Source organism: Enterococcus sp. AMC1252 (genome assembly GCF_058216515.1).
This window is the reverse complement of the sequence record NZ_CM177097.1, coordinates 1,622,663-1,639,533: the sequence shown is the minus strand read 5'-3', so window position 1 is coordinate 1,639,533 and position 16,871 is coordinate 1,622,663. Positions and strand designations below refer to the sequence as shown.

14 protein-coding genes are annotated in these 16,871 nt (G+C 33.7%); all 14 read right to left on the bottom strand.

Annotated features, from left to right (window positions below; all coding sequences use genetic code 11):
* Positions 1 to 2: 2 nt before the first annotated feature.
* The 14 genes from AC4BB5_RS07755 to AC4BB5_RS07690 all read right to left on the bottom strand — a co-directional run bounded on the left by AC4BB5_RS07755 (position 3) and on the right by AC4BB5_RS07690 (position 16,338).
* On the bottom strand, positions 3 to 2,432 hold the full coding sequence (locus AC4BB5_RS07755; protein WP_490458775.1) for a hypothetical protein: 2,430 nt from the start codon (positions 2,430 to 2,432) through the stop codon (positions 3 to 5).
* 124 nt (positions 2,433 to 2,556) lie between these two features.
* Complete coding sequence (locus AC4BB5_RS07750; RefSeq protein ID WP_490458774.1) at positions 2,557 to 3,282, bottom strand: winged helix-turn-helix domain-containing protein; 726 nt, start codon at positions 3,280 to 3,282, stop codon at positions 2,557 to 2,559.
* 318 nt (positions 3,283 to 3,600) lie between these two features.
* Positions 3,601 to 4,725, bottom strand: a complete 1,125-nt coding sequence (locus AC4BB5_RS07745; protein ID WP_490458773.1) for a tyrosine-type recombinase/integrase — start codon at positions 4,723 to 4,725, stop codon at positions 3,601 to 3,603.
* Between the two features lie 321 nt (positions 4,726 to 5,046).
* Entirely contained in the window at positions 5,047 to 5,388 is a 342-nt protein-coding gene (locus AC4BB5_RS07740; protein WP_490458772.1) for an antibiotic biosynthesis monooxygenase, read from the bottom strand.
* Between the two features lie 13 nt (positions 5,389 to 5,401).
* On the bottom strand, positions 5,402 to 6,829 hold the full coding sequence (locus tag AC4BB5_RS07735; protein ID WP_490458771.1) for an ABC transporter ATP-binding protein: 1,428 nt from the start codon (positions 6,827 to 6,829) through the stop codon (positions 5,402 to 5,404).
* Positions 6,829 to 7,524 carry an energy-coupling factor transporter transmembrane component T gene (locus AC4BB5_RS07730; RefSeq protein WP_490458770.1) on the bottom strand — a complete coding sequence of 232 codons (696 nt, stop codon included), beginning with the start codon at positions 7,522 to 7,524 and terminating at the stop codon, positions 6,829 to 6,831. Before AC4BB5_RS07730 ends, AC4BB5_RS07735 begins: the two co-directional genes overlap by 1 nt.
* Positions 7,499 to 8,116 carry an MptD family putative ECF transporter S component gene (locus AC4BB5_RS07725; RefSeq protein ID WP_490458769.1) on the bottom strand — a complete coding sequence of 206 codons (618 nt, stop codon included), beginning with the start codon at positions 8,114 to 8,116 and terminating at the stop codon, positions 7,499 to 7,501. The genes AC4BB5_RS07730 and AC4BB5_RS07725 overlap by 26 nt, the downstream gene beginning before the upstream one ends.
* A complete protein-coding gene (locus tag AC4BB5_RS07720) occupies positions 8,113 to 9,285 on the bottom strand; it encodes a hypothetical protein (RefSeq protein ID WP_490458768.1) in 1,173 nt (390 codons plus the stop codon). The genes AC4BB5_RS07725 and AC4BB5_RS07720 overlap by 4 nt, the downstream gene beginning before the upstream one ends.
* A gap of 167 nt (positions 9,286 to 9,452) precedes the next feature.
* Positions 9,453 to 10,097 carry a pyroglutamyl-peptidase I gene (gene pcp, locus AC4BB5_RS07715; protein ID WP_490458767.1) on the bottom strand — a complete coding sequence of 215 codons (645 nt, stop codon included), beginning with the start codon at positions 10,095 to 10,097 and terminating at the stop codon, positions 9,453 to 9,455.
* 134 nt (positions 10,098 to 10,231) lie between these two features.
* Positions 10,232 to 11,176 carry a DUF979 domain-containing protein gene (locus AC4BB5_RS07710; RefSeq protein WP_490458766.1) on the bottom strand — a complete coding sequence of 315 codons (945 nt, stop codon included), beginning with the start codon at positions 11,174 to 11,176 and terminating at the stop codon, positions 10,232 to 10,234.
* Complete coding sequence (locus tag AC4BB5_RS07705; RefSeq protein WP_490458765.1) at positions 11,173 to 11,874, bottom strand: DUF969 domain-containing protein; 702 nt, start codon at positions 11,872 to 11,874, stop codon at positions 11,173 to 11,175. Before AC4BB5_RS07705 ends, AC4BB5_RS07710 begins: the two co-directional genes overlap by 4 nt.
* Positions 11,875 to 12,098: 224 nt before the next feature.
* Positions 12,099 to 14,249: a hypothetical protein gene (locus AC4BB5_RS07700; RefSeq protein WP_490458764.1), complete on the bottom strand. Its 2,151-nt coding sequence runs from the start codon at positions 14,247 to 14,249 to the stop codon at positions 12,099 to 12,101.
* A gap of 137 nt (positions 14,250 to 14,386) precedes the next feature.
* Positions 14,387 to 14,581 carry a hypothetical protein gene (locus AC4BB5_RS07695; RefSeq protein WP_490458763.1) on the bottom strand — a complete coding sequence of 65 codons (195 nt, stop codon included), beginning with the start codon at positions 14,579 to 14,581 and terminating at the stop codon, positions 14,387 to 14,389.
* A 254-nt stretch (positions 14,582 to 14,835) separates the two neighbouring features.
* Positions 14,836 to 16,338, bottom strand: coding sequence for an Lsa family ABC-F type ribosomal protection protein (locus AC4BB5_RS07690; RefSeq protein WP_490458762.1), 1,503 nt, complete (start codon positions 16,336 to 16,338; stop codon positions 14,836 to 14,838).
* Between the last annotated feature and the right edge of the window lie 533 nt (positions 16,339 to 16,871).

Sequence of the window (16,871 nt, the reverse complement as noted above, 5' to 3'; positions counted from 1 at the left end):
CTCTATGGCGGTCCTTCAACTAATTCCCAGTGGATAATTCCTGTATAAACACCAGATTCTTTAACAGCACCCGTTTCGGTTATTAGCTTGAAACCGTCGCCTTTGGCAGACCATTTATCGCTAAGTTTATTCGGTGTCTCATCCGTATTTTTCCCTCCAGCTACTTCTTGCATGCCGGAGTTCAACTTAATCGGATTTCCGCGATATACATAGCGAATTGCATTGGTTACAACTTCATTATTACTATTCGTTAGTTCTTGTTTCATACGTGCCTGCAATATCCAAGGTTTTTTAGTTGCTCTACTGTCTTGAATTACCAGAGCACCATCAATTCGAACAGGCTCTTCGATCACAGTTTCTTGCGCTTTGACAATCTGAGTTCCAAAATCGATTTCTTTTGGCGCAGATAATACGATTCGTCCTTTAAATTGATAAACTACAGGTTGAATATTTTCAACAATCTCTATTGCATTTTCTGATACTGGTCTACTTACAATTTCGTAATTTTTTTCTAATTGTTCGTTTACAGCAGTCACTACATCAGCTTCTTTGGTTAAATCAACAATGCTACCTATATTTCTAGTTATTTTTATATCTGGATGAATACTGTTGCTTTCTTCATCAATAAATTTAACTATCAGATCCGCCTCGCCGGCCTTAATTGTTAAATTCAAAGTTTTTTCTTCCGAAATATGTCCTTCAAGGTCTACAGCGTAAACCTTGATCACTCTTGTACCTAACGTCAAGACTGAACTTGGTAGTGTGAATTTCCAGTCTATTTTCTTCCCTGGGCTAGTCATATCATTAGGAACTTGATCACCAAATTTCACTGGTGATCCACCATCAAGCGTATAAAATAAATCAACAAACCGACTCTCAGAATCACTCCATTTACCTGTAACCTCAAAATTGTTTCCTAGAAGTACATCTTGATCAGCTTGATCAATGAATACCTCTGGCGGATTACCTGGAAGCCCAATCGTTACATCATAAGACATTTTTGTTCCTTCATTGACTTCAAGCGATGTTGGTTGATTTTTCATAAAAATTGCCGTATCCATCTTATTGATATCAGAAGTTACGTACACTAATTGGTCAGCAGGATAATTTTGAGCCTCATAACCAACTGAGTTTAAAGCTGAAAAACCTGAATCATCATAATTAAAGAAATAACTTAAGAAATGATCTCTAGGAAAGGCATTTGTTCCTTGAATCCAGTGTCTTCCTGTCCAATTTTGGACAGAATTTAAACCGGTAAATAGATATTGAAGTTTATACTTATTTACCTTATCTTTCGTATTTTCAATATAAACGCCTTTATTATCACCAATAGCGTAAATTGGTACTTGATCATCTTCGTTTAATTCAGTATCAATCATCGAACCAATGACAAAATCTGTTGCTTTGCCTGTCCCTGTATTGGTCACAGTATATTCCACATTTACAGTACCAGTTGTTTTACCAGTCATAATAATCTCAACATGAAATTTTTTGGAATCAAAGGCGGTATTATAAGTCAATTTATAAACAGTCATTCCATTTGGCAGCACACGTTTGTAATATTTGTATCCTTCACTGGTAATATGGCTTCCGGTATTAAATACAGTAGGACTTGTATTATTTCCATACGCATAAATCAGCCCATAACTTGTCCATAAGGATTGACCAGCCTCTTCCGGTTTACTCATTGGACTTTGCTTATGATAAATATGTTGAACTCTTTTACCATTGTCCATGAAAGTTACGTTAGGAATAGCAAATTGTTTTTGCTTGTTACCAGATATACTTGTCGTTCCCAAGGCATCTGTAGGACCAAATCCGTAACGTAATTCTTTCCCTACACCCGCTGCTATCGATGCTTCTTCAGCTGTATATATTTCCGTCCATTCATCTGCATAAGGCATAGAGAAATTAGTAAGGTCTTTTGACTTCTCTTCAGATTGAAATGAAGAATTGGAAGTTGTTGTAGATGCTTTTACTTCTTTACCAATTACTAATTGGTTTGAACGCTTCTGTTCAGATGAAGCTTGAATTGTATGAACTGCCGTCTTCTTCTCTGTAGCCTGAAAGTGAAGCACTGTCTCTTTAGACTCTTTTGCAAGCTTTAATTGCAATGTTGTCTTATCCTCATCAACTTGAACAAACGAAAGTTTTTCTTTGTTCATTTCTAGTATTTGTTCTTTATCAAAAGATACTTCATCGGAGTAGTCTAATAAAATGGACTGATCTTTTTTTGCCGACTTTACATTTAATGAAAAATATAACTTATTTTCTTCCGATGCTTGAATTTGATTTGCCGTTTGTTCTAATACAATCGTACTCAGTTCTGATTCAGAAGCTTTTATAGAAGAACTTTTCATTAGAAAGAACGTTCCAAATAACAACAACACACAAGTAACACCTAAAAAATATGCTTTTTTTCCGATTTTCATTTTTTCAACTCCTTTCTAAACTTAGATTTCTTGCTCACGGTCCTATACGTAAGCAAGGATGTACTTATGTTTTTCCAAATCAAGGTATTATGAAGAACTTGATTAAATGTCAGACAAGCAATAGTTAATAACTCAGTCGATAACCTATCGAACGAACTGTTTTAATAAGTTGAGTGGAATTAGAATCAGTTTCAATTTTTTTTCTTAGATGAAATATTATATTTGCCACCCGATATTGTTTATTCCCTATTTCATTTTTCCAGACTGTCGAGTATATTTCTTCATAAGATACGACTTTATTTCGTTTTTCATACAATAACTCGAAAATTCGATACTCAAGACGAGTTAGATCAATTTCTTCCTTCCCATCTACAATGACACTTAAGTTACTTGGAAGTAATTCTACTTTTGTTAACTCACCTTGTTTATTTTTATTCCCAAAAAGTTCAGTTGATTTTTGTAGATTAGGATCACTCTTTTCAAATGCAGTTTTGCTGCGATTTAAAGCATTTTTGACTACTAATATAAATTCTTCTGGAAAGCCATTTGCAGGTAAAACACCATCAACTCCTAATTTTAAAAACACAACATTTTTAATGCTTCTCATATCATTCGTTAAAACCCAAACTAGTTTATTTGTTAAGGATTTGATTTCTATAATCGTTTGTAACGTGACGCTCATTGCATTATCGTCATTACTGTTATCTGGAATAATGATACAGTCAACATCTTGAAGTATTTTTTGAATATTTTCTTGGTTAATTAAATGTACTTTCCCGATTTCATTGACTCTTTCCAAATACTCTTCACAAAGCGTACTTGAAAATGAAACAATACCTATGTTAAACATTGACTGATCCTTCCTTTTACATATATTTATTTGTTATTGATGATTCGTTATGTTTTTTTGATAGTCATAATAATTTTTTTAAGTTTTCCATTATGTTATACTCAATAAAATGATGGGCATCATATTATAAAAAGTTTCCTCATTGTTGTACAAAGAAGAAATATTGATAAAAAGACTGTTCTTATTGACTATAAAAAAGCAGTTGACGGTTTATTGACGGCTTAAAAATTTTTTTAAGAAAATCAGCATCCAAAAAAATGACTAAAATATAACTTAAAAAGTTATATTTTAGTCATTAAATTATATGTCGGTTTTAGTCTAAAAAGGGATTTTTGTATTCTCAACCATAAGTTGATCTAATTTTTGTACGATGTCTTTACGACTTTCTAGCATGGAATCTGTGTAAATATCCAATGTCATCTTAACTGATGTATGTCCCAACAATTTGCTAAGACTAGTTATATCTGTTCCCATCTCAATACATCTTGTAGCGAAGGTATGTCGAAGTATATGAAAGTGTACATCTAAGATCCCAGCTTTTTTTATAGAACTTTTGAATCGATAGCGGATAACTCGAGGTTCTGCTAAACTATTCTTACAAGTAACAACGTATTCGCAACAGCTTTGTTGTCTTTTATCCAATAAATAATAACGTATTTTTTGCGATAATGGTACAACTCTGTATGATTGTTCTGTTTTAGGAGAACTTATAATAATATTTGTTTTATTTTCTGTCTTAAAAGATGTTTTTACTCGTGAGACTGTTCGTTTTATATACACCACTCCATTATTGAAATCAATATCAGACCACTTTAGTCCACTAATTTCACCAATTCTTAGGCCTAAGTATAGTGATAGAATAATTGGTGAACACCCTTTTTCATTTAATGCCACAGCTTCTAGCTTTTGCTGATCTTCTCTAGATAATGCAGCAATTGTTTTCTTTTTTTTATGAGGCAACCGAATTTTGGTATAAGGACTTTCTATTAAAAGTTGCTTATTCTTTGCAGCAATTAACATTTTTTTTAATAAAGTAAAAATATTTCTGATAGTTCCTGACGCTAAATTTTGTTTCTCTAAGTAAATAATAAATCCTTGAATATCATCTCTTTCTATTCTATGTAGGTAACAATTTCTAAAGAAAGGAACTATGTAAGTACTGCACAACCATCGATATTGAGCATACGTAGAACTTTTAACTGAAATCTTCACTTCGTTTTCCAACCAAAAAGTACACCATTCTTCTAACAATTCTTCTCTAGGCTCCTTGCCTCTCTCAATTAGCTCTGCTTTTACCACAATCAACTTTGTTTTAACTTCTTTGTATTTTTTAGCATATACATACCCATATTTAATTGTACCAGCCTTATCTCGACCTTTAATATATCGACCTTCCCATCTCCCATCTTTTCGCTTATAAATATTTTCACCTTTTTTAGCCATTTTAGCTCATTCCTTTGTTAATTTATTTGACCATTTTTTTGACGGCTAATAAAAAGCTCTCTAAAAAGAAGGATTTAGTGTGAAAACAGATAGATTTGACTAAGAATGTTTCTTTTTTCGATTATATTCTCATTTTTTTTCATTTTAAGAAAAAAAAATGAGAAAATACGAAATAAAATCATGTTGACTTCTTATATTTTTCCAATTAAACTAGTACTTAGTTAGAAAAAACACCGAATCTTCTTCTTTGTACAACAATGAGGAAAAATATCAAATAAATAGTAAAAAAAGTTTCTGCATAGTTTATATGCAGAAACTTTTTTATGTTAAAACTTCATATTCAGCTATTGTACTTGAAATGATGCCTGCTCTCTTTGGAGGCTCATTTTCACTCTCTTCTTTTTTTGCTTCTTTTCTTTGATGCATCTGTTTGAACGATTGACTATTTACCCAATTTTTTTGATGCTCTTTTGATGTCCATCGACTTAAGACAACTAATTCAGTTACTTCGGGATCCTCTGGTAATATTCGATGCATTAATTGAAAATTTAAAAATCCATCTACCATTTCCATACTTTCTTTAGTATGACCCGCTGTAAACTGCTTAATAATTTTTTGTGAGTGAGTCGTTTCTGTCTTAATTGTATTCGTTACAATATACATAACTTTTCCTCCATTACTTTTTTTTTATGGTTTCGATAAAATAATCATCAATGATTTGCCCTTGATCAAAGTGAAGAATTCGTTGACAAGTTTGGCTGAGAAACTCTTTATCGTGAGTAATCACTAACACTAATATGTTCTCTTGATGCAACCAACGAATCGTATTACTGACTTCTTCCATATGCACTAAGTCTAACCCACTTGTCGGCTCATCAAAGATGATTAATTTCTTGCCTGATAATACGGCACTAGCAATCGCAACACGTTGCTTCTCTCCTCCCGACAAGGTCTGGGGATGTCTTAATAACAATGATTTTAAATTTAACATCTGAACAACGTTATCAAACTCCTCAGTATTCTTTGCATTTATACTGATTTCTTTTTCTACCGTTTCAAAAAATAATTGTAAATTAACGTCTTGTAGCACCATAAAACTCTCTTTAATCAAATCTTTTGGTCGCATCTCCAATTGATTCAGCATAATTGTTCCCTGATTTGGTTTTAGTAATCCTGAAATCAGTTTTGAAAAAGTGGTTTTTCCAGCCCCATTACTGCCGATTATACCTGTTATATAAGAACTAGTTAAAGCGAGTGAAGAAATACTCAGTACAGAAGGCTGTTTACGATAATGAAAATCAAGCTGCTCACATGCTAACACTACTTTGGCAGAACCTTCTATTCGTTCAATTCCCTTCTTAAAACACGTTTGCTGAAGCGATCTTAGCCCCATCTCCTTGATATCAAAAGAAGATTTCTCTTTCATTTCATGACTCGTACGACTTTCTACAATTCTGCCCTCATCCATGATTAAATAGCGATCAGCAAGGTCCGTTAGATAATATAAGCGATGTTCAGAAACAATAATTGTCATCCCTTGATCTTTTAATACTTGTAAATAGGATTTCAACTGAGTTATAGTGGCTTCATCTAAATTACTTGAAGGTTCATCCAATATGAATAAACGGTGCTTCAACATACTAGCAGAAGCAAATGCAATTAGTTGCTTTTGCCCTCCTGATAAATGAAACATACTACGTTCTAAAAATTCTTCTAATGAGAACAAGCTGGTTATTTCATTGATTCGATCGATCATCTCTTGTTGAGCCACACCATAATTCTCCATAGCAAAAGCCAATTCAGAATAAACATCACTCGTAAAAAACTGAGTTTTTGGATTTTGAAATACAACGCCTATATCTCTGACATATTCATTAAAATCTTTTTCCAACAGATCATGGTTCAACACAATACCGGTTCCGGTCAACTCACCAGTATACAATTCTGGAATCAAACCATTTAAAATCCTTAATAACGTTGATTTTCCGCAACCACTTTTTCCACATAATACGACAAACTCACCAGCTTGTACTTTTAAATCCACTTGTTGGATGATTTCTTCCTGATCTTCATAAGAAAAAGTTACAGCATGTATATCAATCATTAAATAAACCTCCCAAAAATTCCACAAAGAACTAATAACCCAATCAATAAATAATCTTGAACTTTCAATCGTATCTCATAGACACTTGTATGTGCTTTTGGATTTGCTAAACCCCGAACTAATGCTGCTGAAGATAGATCTAGCGATGTGTTTTCAGCTGACATCAAAATCGGTACAATAATATACTCCATTGTTTGAAAAGGATGCAAAAACAAATCAATAGTAGAAACTGCAATCCCTCGATATTTCATTGCATTGCGAATACTTTTAAAATCTTGAAATAATGTGGGGAAAAAACGAAACAATACGGTTAACGGGATAATCAATCCAAAAGGTGCATGACACTTTTTTAAAGCCGCAATCCATTCACTGATTTTTGTTTGATTCAATGCAAACGTTGCTGCCATGATCGTTGGTAACATCCGCCTATTGCCCACAAATAAAAAATCAAAAAAAGCTGCAAACGAGTTATCGATATAGGGGAATAATAGATAATCCCCCAAAACAAGCAACCAAAATATACCATAAAAAATCATACCTTTTTTAAAACCGCCGTTTAAAATGAATAGCAAGAAGAGCAGAGTCACAAACAAAACTTCCGCTTTAAATGGCAAAGGGAACATCAGTAAAAAACTAGCAAATAAAATCGTACAAAGTTTACTTCTAGGATCAAATATTACGTATGTTTTTTCCATATCTTTTTCCTTTAGTTTTATCAAAATGTTTCACATAGATTTTTTGTCCTATGAAAATGCCTAAGATACTACATATAATAACCGCTGCCACACAGACATAGAAAGTTGTTGCTGTGATTGGTGCAAAGACTTTATCAATGTAGACAGCATCCTTTCCACGAGCAATCAATGAGTCAACATAAGCATTTTTCATAAACCACAGAGGCAATACTGGTCCCATCAAACCAAAACTAAATATTGTGTAACTGATCATAGTTCGTATTTTTTCTGTCAGTTTTGCGCGATATTGAATCCAATCAGCCGCTACTGCACATAAAATATTTGGTAAAAAAGATAAGGGAAAATGGCCCGATACTAAGAAAAACAACCCCATTACACTCCCCATGATCGTGATAGCTCCAAAACGAGGAATACGGTGTATGACTAATAAATAAACTATCCCAGCGAAAAGTGCTGTTGCACTTGGTATAAGAATAGAATTAAATGCTGGAATTGTAAAACGTAAAATAACCATGGCGATCGTTACGACCAAAAAGTAAATGGCTGTATAGATTCCTATTGAAATAAAATCTTGAATTTTTAACTTTTTCATTCTTGGACTAACCCTTCTTGTTTTATTGTGAATAAAAATAATAGCTGACCGTACAGATCGCTAGTGATTTTCAATTGATAACGCCCTAGTTTTTCCAATTGCGCACTAGGTAATACTAATTGATCTTCTAGCAAATTATACTCTAATAAGTATGCGTTCTCGAAAGTTTTTTTTGTTTTAAACAGTTGAAACAGCGCAGTTTGCTCCTTCAACTCTTTAATAATTTCTGGGTCTATTGTTAGACAAATCATCTCTCCTTGAATATATTCAGTTTGAGATAATTCCGGTGAAAAAATCATTTGACGCTTCAAGTGAGATTCAAATCGAACATCTTCAAACCCTTCAGCCAGAATTTCAATACTTATAGACTCACCAGTTTCCCAGCGATCAAATAGTTGATATCTAGGTTGATCTACATTTGCTAAAAGACCGAATTCTAAATGATTCTCAGGTTTATGATAGAGGTAATCAGGCCATAACAACGGGATTGTTTTACCATTTTTAGTAATGGTAAAACTGTAAACGTATTTACCGTATGCTTCATGAAACTGATCATACGTTGTAATTCCATACTCTGGTAAAAATTGAACCATTGCTGCATAACTATAACTAGCAAATGAATATAACTCATTTACATACTCTAGTTTGTTTTGAATAATTTGAACATGTTTTTCCTGACCAACTTCCAACAACTCCCTAATTCCATAAGTCCCGTCTAAAAATAGACGTTTTCTTTTATAGCTAACATACGATGATGTTTGCTCTTCAGTTACAGGTATCAATAACTGAATACCCTCTAGTTTTTTATTGAACTCTGGATATTTATCGGGTTGACTCTTCGCTAAAATAAAATCTTTCGTATTTATATAAATTGGTACTTCATTGATACTATAACTACCTTCATCATTTAGAGTAATTTTTTTCTGATTTGTATGGGGAAATCTACCTACAATTTGCTGGAACTTATTAGATAATTGATAGTCTGTCTCTTCTAAATAAGGACTATCAGCTTGATAAAATTCGAAGAATGTCAACTTCGTCTCACAGATAAAATAACGAGGTAACGGTTTATTTTCAATATATGTATGATCGTCAAGCATTACTTGACAGTCTACTGTTTTAGAAGTGGCATATTTAATTGAAAATGTATCTAATTGAAGCTCATACATTGAAGCACTCCTTTCCTTATTGGGTTAGTATATCACAACAAAATGATAATGAGAATCATTATCATTAAAAAACATTTTTTTGTATTGAGCTCTATTTAATAACTGTACTAGTAAAAAATAGTTCAAACCAAGAGTACTTAGTTCAAACTATTTTAATTAAATCATTTTTAATGTGTGGTTCCTGTATTTTCCTCAATATCTACATCAGTTGTCACTGCTGCTTCGATTGCAAGCACTAGCGAATCGGCAATCGTTTGAATCGGCATAGAAGGCGTCCCGACAGGTCGGTCAATTACTTGTGTTGGTTCAAATGGCACATGGATAAATCCGCCCTTAACACCTGAAAACTCTCTATCAATCATGTACAATAGGCGATACATGATATCGTTACAAACAAATGTGCCTGCAGTATAAGAGATATAGGCTGGTAAGCCATTGTCCTGAACATTTTTCATCATCGCTTTAATAGGTAATGAAGTAAAGTAAGCTGTCTCTCCGTCTTCTTCTAATTTTGTCCCAATTGGCTGATTCCCTTTATTATCAGGTATTCTCGCCTCAGCTAAATTGATGGCTACTCGCTCAAATGAAACGGCGCTGCGTCCACCAGCTTGTCCGACACAAATAACAATATCAGGATTATGTTCTTCCATTGAAGCTTTTAACACCTGCCCACTTTCTCCAAAAACAGTTGGTATTTCCAATTTAATGATTTTGGCTCCTGCTACTTCATCTGGAATCAATTTTACTGCTTCGTATGCCGGATTCACTGAATCTCCACCAAATGGATCAAAACCTGTGATTAAAACTTTCATTACATATCTCCTCCTAAAATTAATAACGTAAAGAACTCGTCTAGCTTGGGATGATAACTAGAAAAATCAAATGACGTATTTCTATTTAATTTGATCTTTTAATGAGCGATCAGCCCGCAAAGCAAGAGAAATTATCATTTAAATAAAATCATGTATACAACTTGAAAAACAAACATAAAAATAGCAATAAACCATTGATTTTTAATCACACCATATTTGTCCTTCATCTCTAACATAGCGACTGGGACTATATTGAAGTTCGCCGCCATCGGTGTCAATAGTGTACCACAATAACCACAAGTTAGTGCCAGCATACCAATCAATGCTGGATTAGCACCATAAGCTAATACAAAAGGTGCTCCAATCCCGACTGTCATCACAGTTATTGCTGCAAAAGCATTTCCCATAATAATGGTAAATAGCATCATTCCAAAAGCGTAAATAATGATTCCTATAGATACATTACCTTGAGGGACAATCGTTCCAACTGCTGAAGAAATCACCGTTCCAACACCTGCGCTAGTGAATACAGCACCTAGTGACGCTAGTAACATTGGCAACATACTCAAAGGTCCTACAGTTCCTAGCATGTCCGCTGCATCATCTAAAAAAGTCGTTGGTTTATTGTGTTTAGAATAAAACATTAAAATCAAAATTGCTACTAAAACACCAGCACCAACACCAACCAATGCACCCAATTTAGTAAATAAGGCAAAAATGATAGCAAATACGCCAATGCTTAAGGCAGGAATAAAAATCTTCATTCCCAATTTATCTGACATTTGCTGCATATATTCTTTAGAAGGTAGTTTACTTTGTCCTTTACTGACTTTTTTCAAGATTGCTGGAATCGTCATAGAAAAGATCAAAAGACCGCTGATTATTGAAGGAATAAAGCGACCACCCGCAATTACAATTCCTAATGCACACCAAAAATAGCCCGTACCATAACGATGAGGATTACTTTTATCTAGTACATTCTTGATACCTGTATAAATCAAAATCAGACCCATTAAAATATATAAAACTTCCAATAATTTCTCACCAAGCAATATTTCTGAATTCATAAAGTAGCTCATGATCGTTCTCCTTTCTTCTCGATATCGCCGTAATATTTTTTCATCAAGCGGCGATCTTTTGTATAGAAATAAATGCTAGCAGTGATCAATGCCACAAGTGCAACAGGAATTTCAACAGCTGCTAACTGGACTAATGTGACCTCGTAGCCTAGTTCTTTTAAAGTTGATTGAACTAGCAGTCCTCCTGAACCACCGATAAACAAAACTTGTCCAAAAAACCAGCAGATGTTTTCCATCGCTGAAGCCATGCCTTTTAGTTCCTCTTCATAATCTTCATTTAATTCTAAATTTTGCGATTCAACTGCCCCAATCGACATTGGTAAAATAATTGGGCGAACAAACCCTGCAACTCCACCAAAGCTGACGTTGAATGCCGCAAAAATCATTCTGAAAACACCGTAAATATCTATAATTAATCCTGCTGATACTTTTTTGAATCGACGAATTAAAGATGCTGCAGATTCTTTTAAACCATTTCTCTCTAATGTTCCTGTTGCTAACATAATAATAATAAAAATTGCCATACCTCGATTACTTACAAAACTTGTGCCGAGAATTTCAAGCATGCCTTCTACTCCTATTCCTCCGACTAATGCCGTCACAACTAAGGCAATCATTACAATCAAAATCGAGTCTAATTTCATTGCAAAACCGACAATAACAATCAGTACGCCTAATAAACTAAGAATATTTTCCAATGCTCACACTTCCTTCTTCTTTTATTTGAATCATGTTTTGAAAATAAAGTGTCGATCATTTTCAAAATTGATGCTTCTTTATTATACACAAAATTTGTTTTATTTTTAATTTTTTAATATAAATAAAAAAGTTAAGACTGATATTCTCACTATCTCAGCCTTAACTCTTCCTCTTAACATAGAATTTCTAATTAAAATAAAGTAGAATTTATTTGTTTAATGAATTAAAAAATGCCAATTTTTTCTTCAGCATTGTCGTAGATCAATTTTTGCTTCGCATTATCCAACTTCTCCCATCCTTCTCCGAAAATATGCTCTACACGGCCATAACTATCATAAGATAGGATAAAGCGATGCTGATCATTTTCATCATTGATGATGGTATATAGTTTGTCTTCTTCATCTTGACTGATTTGCCAAGTACCTGAATCAAACTCTTTTGCTATTGGTATGGAAGTATTTTTTTCTAGTAGTTTTTTTATATTCTCTGTTACGTATTCTGGATTATCGTTTAAATTTTCCTTGCGTTCTTCCGATGTTAAATAGTATACAACAAAGAATTTTTGCGACATCATTGGACGAACTTGAATGTCGGCCCAGAGTGCATTGAATTTGTCTTTTGGCAATACTTCCCAACCATTTCCAAAAACGTTAGAGATGTTTTCGTCTTGGTCTTCTTGCAAGATAATAAAAGGCTCATCATCGTCTAAAAGAGTCAATGCTGTTACAGAACCATAATCAGCAACATTATCTGGTGACGAATGAAAATCATATCTGGAATCGATTTTTATTTCAGGCAACTCAGATATAGTCAGGTTTTCAGCCATTTCTTTCGCTTGTCCAACTAAGTTTGACTCTATAAAATTTGCTCGTTCTTCATCCTCTCGATCAATGTAAAAATAATAAACAAACTGCTCATAAATATTTTCACTTTCTTTCAATTCCAGAAGACTGTTTGCAGCATAATTCGTTTTAAAATCACGCTCTCCGCTGTACATGTTTTGAATGTCAGGTAGTGACTTATAAGAATTTCGATCACTATTTTTTGAAATAGTACCACCAATTTTAACAAGTGCAAAAATCAACAAAAAAATAGCCCATAAATAGTGTCCACCATTTTTTTCTTTTTTTGGGAGAATCTGTACTGGTTCAATCGGTTGTAACATAGCTAATTCTTCTGCTCTAAGCAATGTAGGGTTCTTTTGACTTAACTCCTCCCAACATTCATTCACTCGAGAGTGACGTCGCAAGCTAAAATAGATATATCCCATTAACAAATTGACGATTGTAATAGGTATCGTTAGTTCAGCTTTATCATATTTTAGGACGTCATTCGTAGATCCATTTTCTTTAACCCATTGATAATAGGCACTAAAAAATTCGCATGTCTTACTCTCTTTTAAAGACTGCGATTCACTAAGCAATGTCGTATATTCTGTTACAGTTTGTTCTTGCTCCATTCTGAAATCTTTCAACAAAAGATAAGAAATTTGTAAATTGATTAGATCATAATCTTTTGTAGTGATTAATTTACATATATTTAGGCGCTCACTCCAAGTACTTTCGTTTAAGTTTCCGTGATCCACGATTTGAAATAGCTCATATCGATTAGTAAAATACTCGATCCTTTGCAGTTTAGGAATCTCTTGATAAATTTCAAAAGAAAGAGGAGGTACTTGTTTGATTTCAGTCCAAGTATACCGAAAGTAATCACTGGTTTTATAATCACTCATGAATGAATCAAAATCAAAAAAAGTAGCTAAATAATTAATCACTACATTTGATAGCACACGATAATTGGCTAGTAAAAATTGCTGCATCATTACTCTTATTTCATCATGTTCATCAATTGACCACTCCAGTTCATTTGAAAAAAGCGGTGTCCATTTTTCTACATCAGCAAAGAAGTCCTTTTTTTCGTAAATTGCTGTCAATTCTTGATTAAAAATCTCAACATATGAAGATTCTTTCGATTCCTCTCTCTGAGAGCTATTATTCTTAAAATCATTTGTCTCCAAATTCAAACGATTTTTGTCGCAATCAAATTCAGCTGTCCCTTTGATTGGAAAAACTTCGGGGAATACATCTAGTGATATTTTCTCTAGTTCAGTTTCTTGACCTATTTCTAGTGACTGTTCAAAGTCGTTCTGATCTGCAATTGATTGGTCTGTTCTAGGGTCTTTCTTTTCAATTGGTCGATTGCTTTCAATAATTGATCCTGATAAAAAAATAGCAGAATCAAAAGCTTCTTTAAGTATCTGAAATGCTAAAGGATCTTCTTCTACATCCATCGTCTTTAATTTTGCTGCGTATATCTGTTTGATTTTCTTTTTATCTGAAGTTGGTTCCAACCCCAAAATTTCCCAACAATTCATAACCTCAACCCACTTTCTCACTTCTCTAAAGTAGTTTCATTCACTTTTTTTACCTCATATTTATTATGACAAAAAGAGTTCATAATAACAATACTAGAATACGTTAGAATTAACTCTTTATTACGATCATTCAGGTTTTATTTATCCCTCATAAATTCTTTTAACTCTTCAGTTATTGTTTCAGACTGATTATGCTGAAAATAATGTGTTCCTGTTAGCTCAACTCCCTCTACTTTACTGATACTTTTAGATTGTTCTTCTTGAAGTTCAAGCCAATTCTCTAATGTAGCATTATTTTCTTTTACTACAAACAAACATAATTCAGTCCACAATCAAGTATCTCATTAGAATAAACGAATCAATATCTAGCTTCTCAAAAACAGTATGTATTTCTTCTATAATATTTTCTGCACGACGTTCTCGTTTTGTCTGATTGCTTCGTCACGGATCTCCTACTTAGAACGAAAATGATGGTAACGAGCACCACGAGATAAACCAACTAATTCATTTACATATCTTGTAATGAAGAGAGTTACTAAAAGACCTGTCAAATGAGCTTTATACAGCATCGTTTGACAGGTCTTATTTATTTATTTTTAGCCAAAGTAATAACTTGCGTTGCGATTTTTTCTAAGAAGGCTTGATCGTGTTCCACTAACAACATGGTTGGTTTTACTGATAAGATCAATTTTTCTAATTGCTCTTGGTTAAAAACATCAAGATAATTTAGCGGTTCATCCCAGATATACAATTCTGCGGGCTGTGCCAAAGATTTTGCCAGCTCAACTTTTTTACGTTGCCCCATACTCATTTGCTCGATACGGTTTTGAAAAACCTCTCTTTCCATTCCTAATTTATGCAAGTTATTGAGAAACTCTTGATGATTCAATCCTTGTTCTTCAGAAAACTCCAGTAACGTTCCTTGATTATCCTCATAATTTTGACGAACATAACTAATATTTAGTTGAACTGGACGAAGAATTTCACCTTTAGCCTCACCTTCGAATTGAGCAAGTAAAAAACGAATGATCGATGATTTTCCAGAACCATTTTGTCCTGCTAACGCAATTCGCTGTCCTTGGTTTAATTCAAAAGAAATCTTCTGAAATAGCTCTTGCTCTTGATAACTTAACACTAAATTCTCCACTGTTAGTAAACGCTTGTGATGTCCAGGATGATAATTCATCGTCAGTGGATCAATATATTCGATATCTTTTAAAAGACTTTCTTTTTCTGATAGTTGGGTTTCCATCCGATGTTCGATTGTTTTTGATCGTTTCATCGTACGGGCAGCCCTTGCACCAATAAAACCAGTATCGTAGATTGCTCCACTACCTTTTTCAGAGGCTTTCCCATATTTATCTTGCTCTTTAGATCGAGACCATTCAGCTTTTTCAGCAGCTGTTTTTCTCAAGCGGCTAACTTCTTTTTTTAATTTTTCATTTTGGGCGAACTCAAAGTCATCTTTGATTTTCTTTTGCTCTTCATAAACAGAAAAATTTCCTTGATAGAGTTCCAATTGGCTTTTTTCGATAGATAAAACGTGGTCTACAACCTCATCGACAAATGAACGATCATGACTGACGACAATGAACCCTTGACGTTTCTTTTTTAAATAATCCGCTACTTGTTTTCGTCCGATGATATCTAAGTGATTAGTAGGTTCATCGATCAACGAAAAATGATGATCATCAATAAACAGTAGCGCCAATAGGACTTTCGTTTGTTCCCCACCAGAAAGGGTTGTATACTCACGCCATAAAATTTCTGGATCGACCTGCAGTAAATTTAACTCGCGCTCAATTTCCCATTGTTCAAAATCACTGATTTCCTGCAACACATAATAGGTTAATTGCTGCTTGTTTTTAATTGGTTGTGGAAAGTATAGAAATTCTAATTGATGCTTGATTTGACCGCTATACGGAAGTTGATTCTGTAAAATTTTAAGCAATGTTGTTTTACCACGACCGTTTCTGCCGATCAAGCCTAATTTCCACTGTGTATCAAAGTTTAAATTTGCTTGATCAAATAGCAAGCTTTCTTGTGTATCATACCCAAATGTTAGATTTTTTAGTTCAATTTTTGACATAGTCTCACCTCATTAAGAAAAGCGAAAAGAATCAAGTTGATTCTTTCTGTTCTTTTCAGAATCAGCAACATGTTTACGGAGTACACAAAAAGACCCGTACACTGAAAAATTAATGCCAACCCTGAAAATCTGCACACTGCTCCCTTGATAATGTTTCAAAGTACAGTCTGAATGCAGCTTCAACAAATTGACTTAATTTTTCAACGCACGGATCCCTCACTTCGTTTTTTAGTGCATTTAATATATCATGCTTATTTTAGTTTTGTCAACAAGCTTTGCTTTCTCGACTAGTAAAATCAGTGACGTTATGTATAATATCCTTTATATTATTAGCTTTAATCTATGACCGTCTGGGAGGTAACCTTTTGAATAAAGACCTATTTACAAGTGATATTTACCTAGTGTAGCTTTCCATGGGGATCGTCTCTAAAGAACACCAGACAGCATCGATCAGCCAATCTTTACGATTTTAGATTCTTTAAAAAACTGATTTTTTCTGTCTCACTATTTGGTCTTGAACAAAAATTTCCATA

What these genes read in the sequence shown, in the direction of transcription:
- AC4BB5_RS07755 (WP_490458775.1), bottom strand. Translation starts at nt 2,432, where the DNA reads ATGAAAATCGGAAAAAAAGCATATTTTTTAGGTGTTACTTGTGTGTTG.
- AC4BB5_RS07750 (WP_490458774.1), bottom strand. Translation starts at nt 3,282, where the DNA reads ATGTTTAACATAGGTATTGTTTCATTTTCAAGTACGCTTTGTGAAGAG.
- AC4BB5_RS07745 (WP_490458773.1), bottom strand. Translation starts at nt 4,725, where the DNA reads ATGGCTAAAAAAGGTGAAAATATTTATAAGCGAAAAGATGGGAGATGG.
- AC4BB5_RS07740 (WP_490458772.1), bottom strand. Translation starts at nt 5,388, where the DNA reads ATGTATATTGTAACGAATACAATTAAGACAGAAACGACTCACTCACAA.
- AC4BB5_RS07735 (WP_490458771.1), bottom strand. Translation starts at nt 6,829, where the DNA reads ATGATTGATATACATGCTGTAACTTTTTCTTATGAAGATCAGGAAGAA.
- AC4BB5_RS07730 (WP_490458770.1), bottom strand. Translation starts at nt 7,524, where the DNA reads ATGGAAAAAACATACGTAATATTTGATCCTAGAAGTAAACTTTGTACG.
- AC4BB5_RS07725 (WP_490458769.1), bottom strand. Translation starts at nt 8,116, where the DNA reads ATGAAAAAGTTAAAAATTCAAGATTTTATTTCAATAGGAATCTATACA.
- AC4BB5_RS07720 (WP_490458768.1), bottom strand. Translation starts at nt 9,285, where the DNA reads ATGTATGAGCTTCAATTAGATACATTTTCAATTAAATATGCCACTTCT.
- pcp (WP_490458767.1), bottom strand. Translation starts at nt 10,097, where the DNA reads ATGAAAGTTTTAATCACAGGTTTTGATCCATTTGGTGGAGATTCAGTG.
- AC4BB5_RS07710 (WP_490458766.1), bottom strand. Translation starts at nt 11,176, where the DNA reads ATGAGCTACTTTATGAATTCAGAAATATTGCTTGGTGAGAAATTATTG.
- AC4BB5_RS07700 (WP_490458764.1), bottom strand. Translation starts at nt 14,249, where the DNA reads ATGAATTGTTGGGAAATTTTGGGGTTGGAACCAACTTCAGATAAAAAG.
- AC4BB5_RS07690 (WP_490458762.1), bottom strand. Translation starts at nt 16,338, where the DNA reads ATGTCAAAAATTGAACTAAAAAATCTAACATTTGGGTATGATACACAA.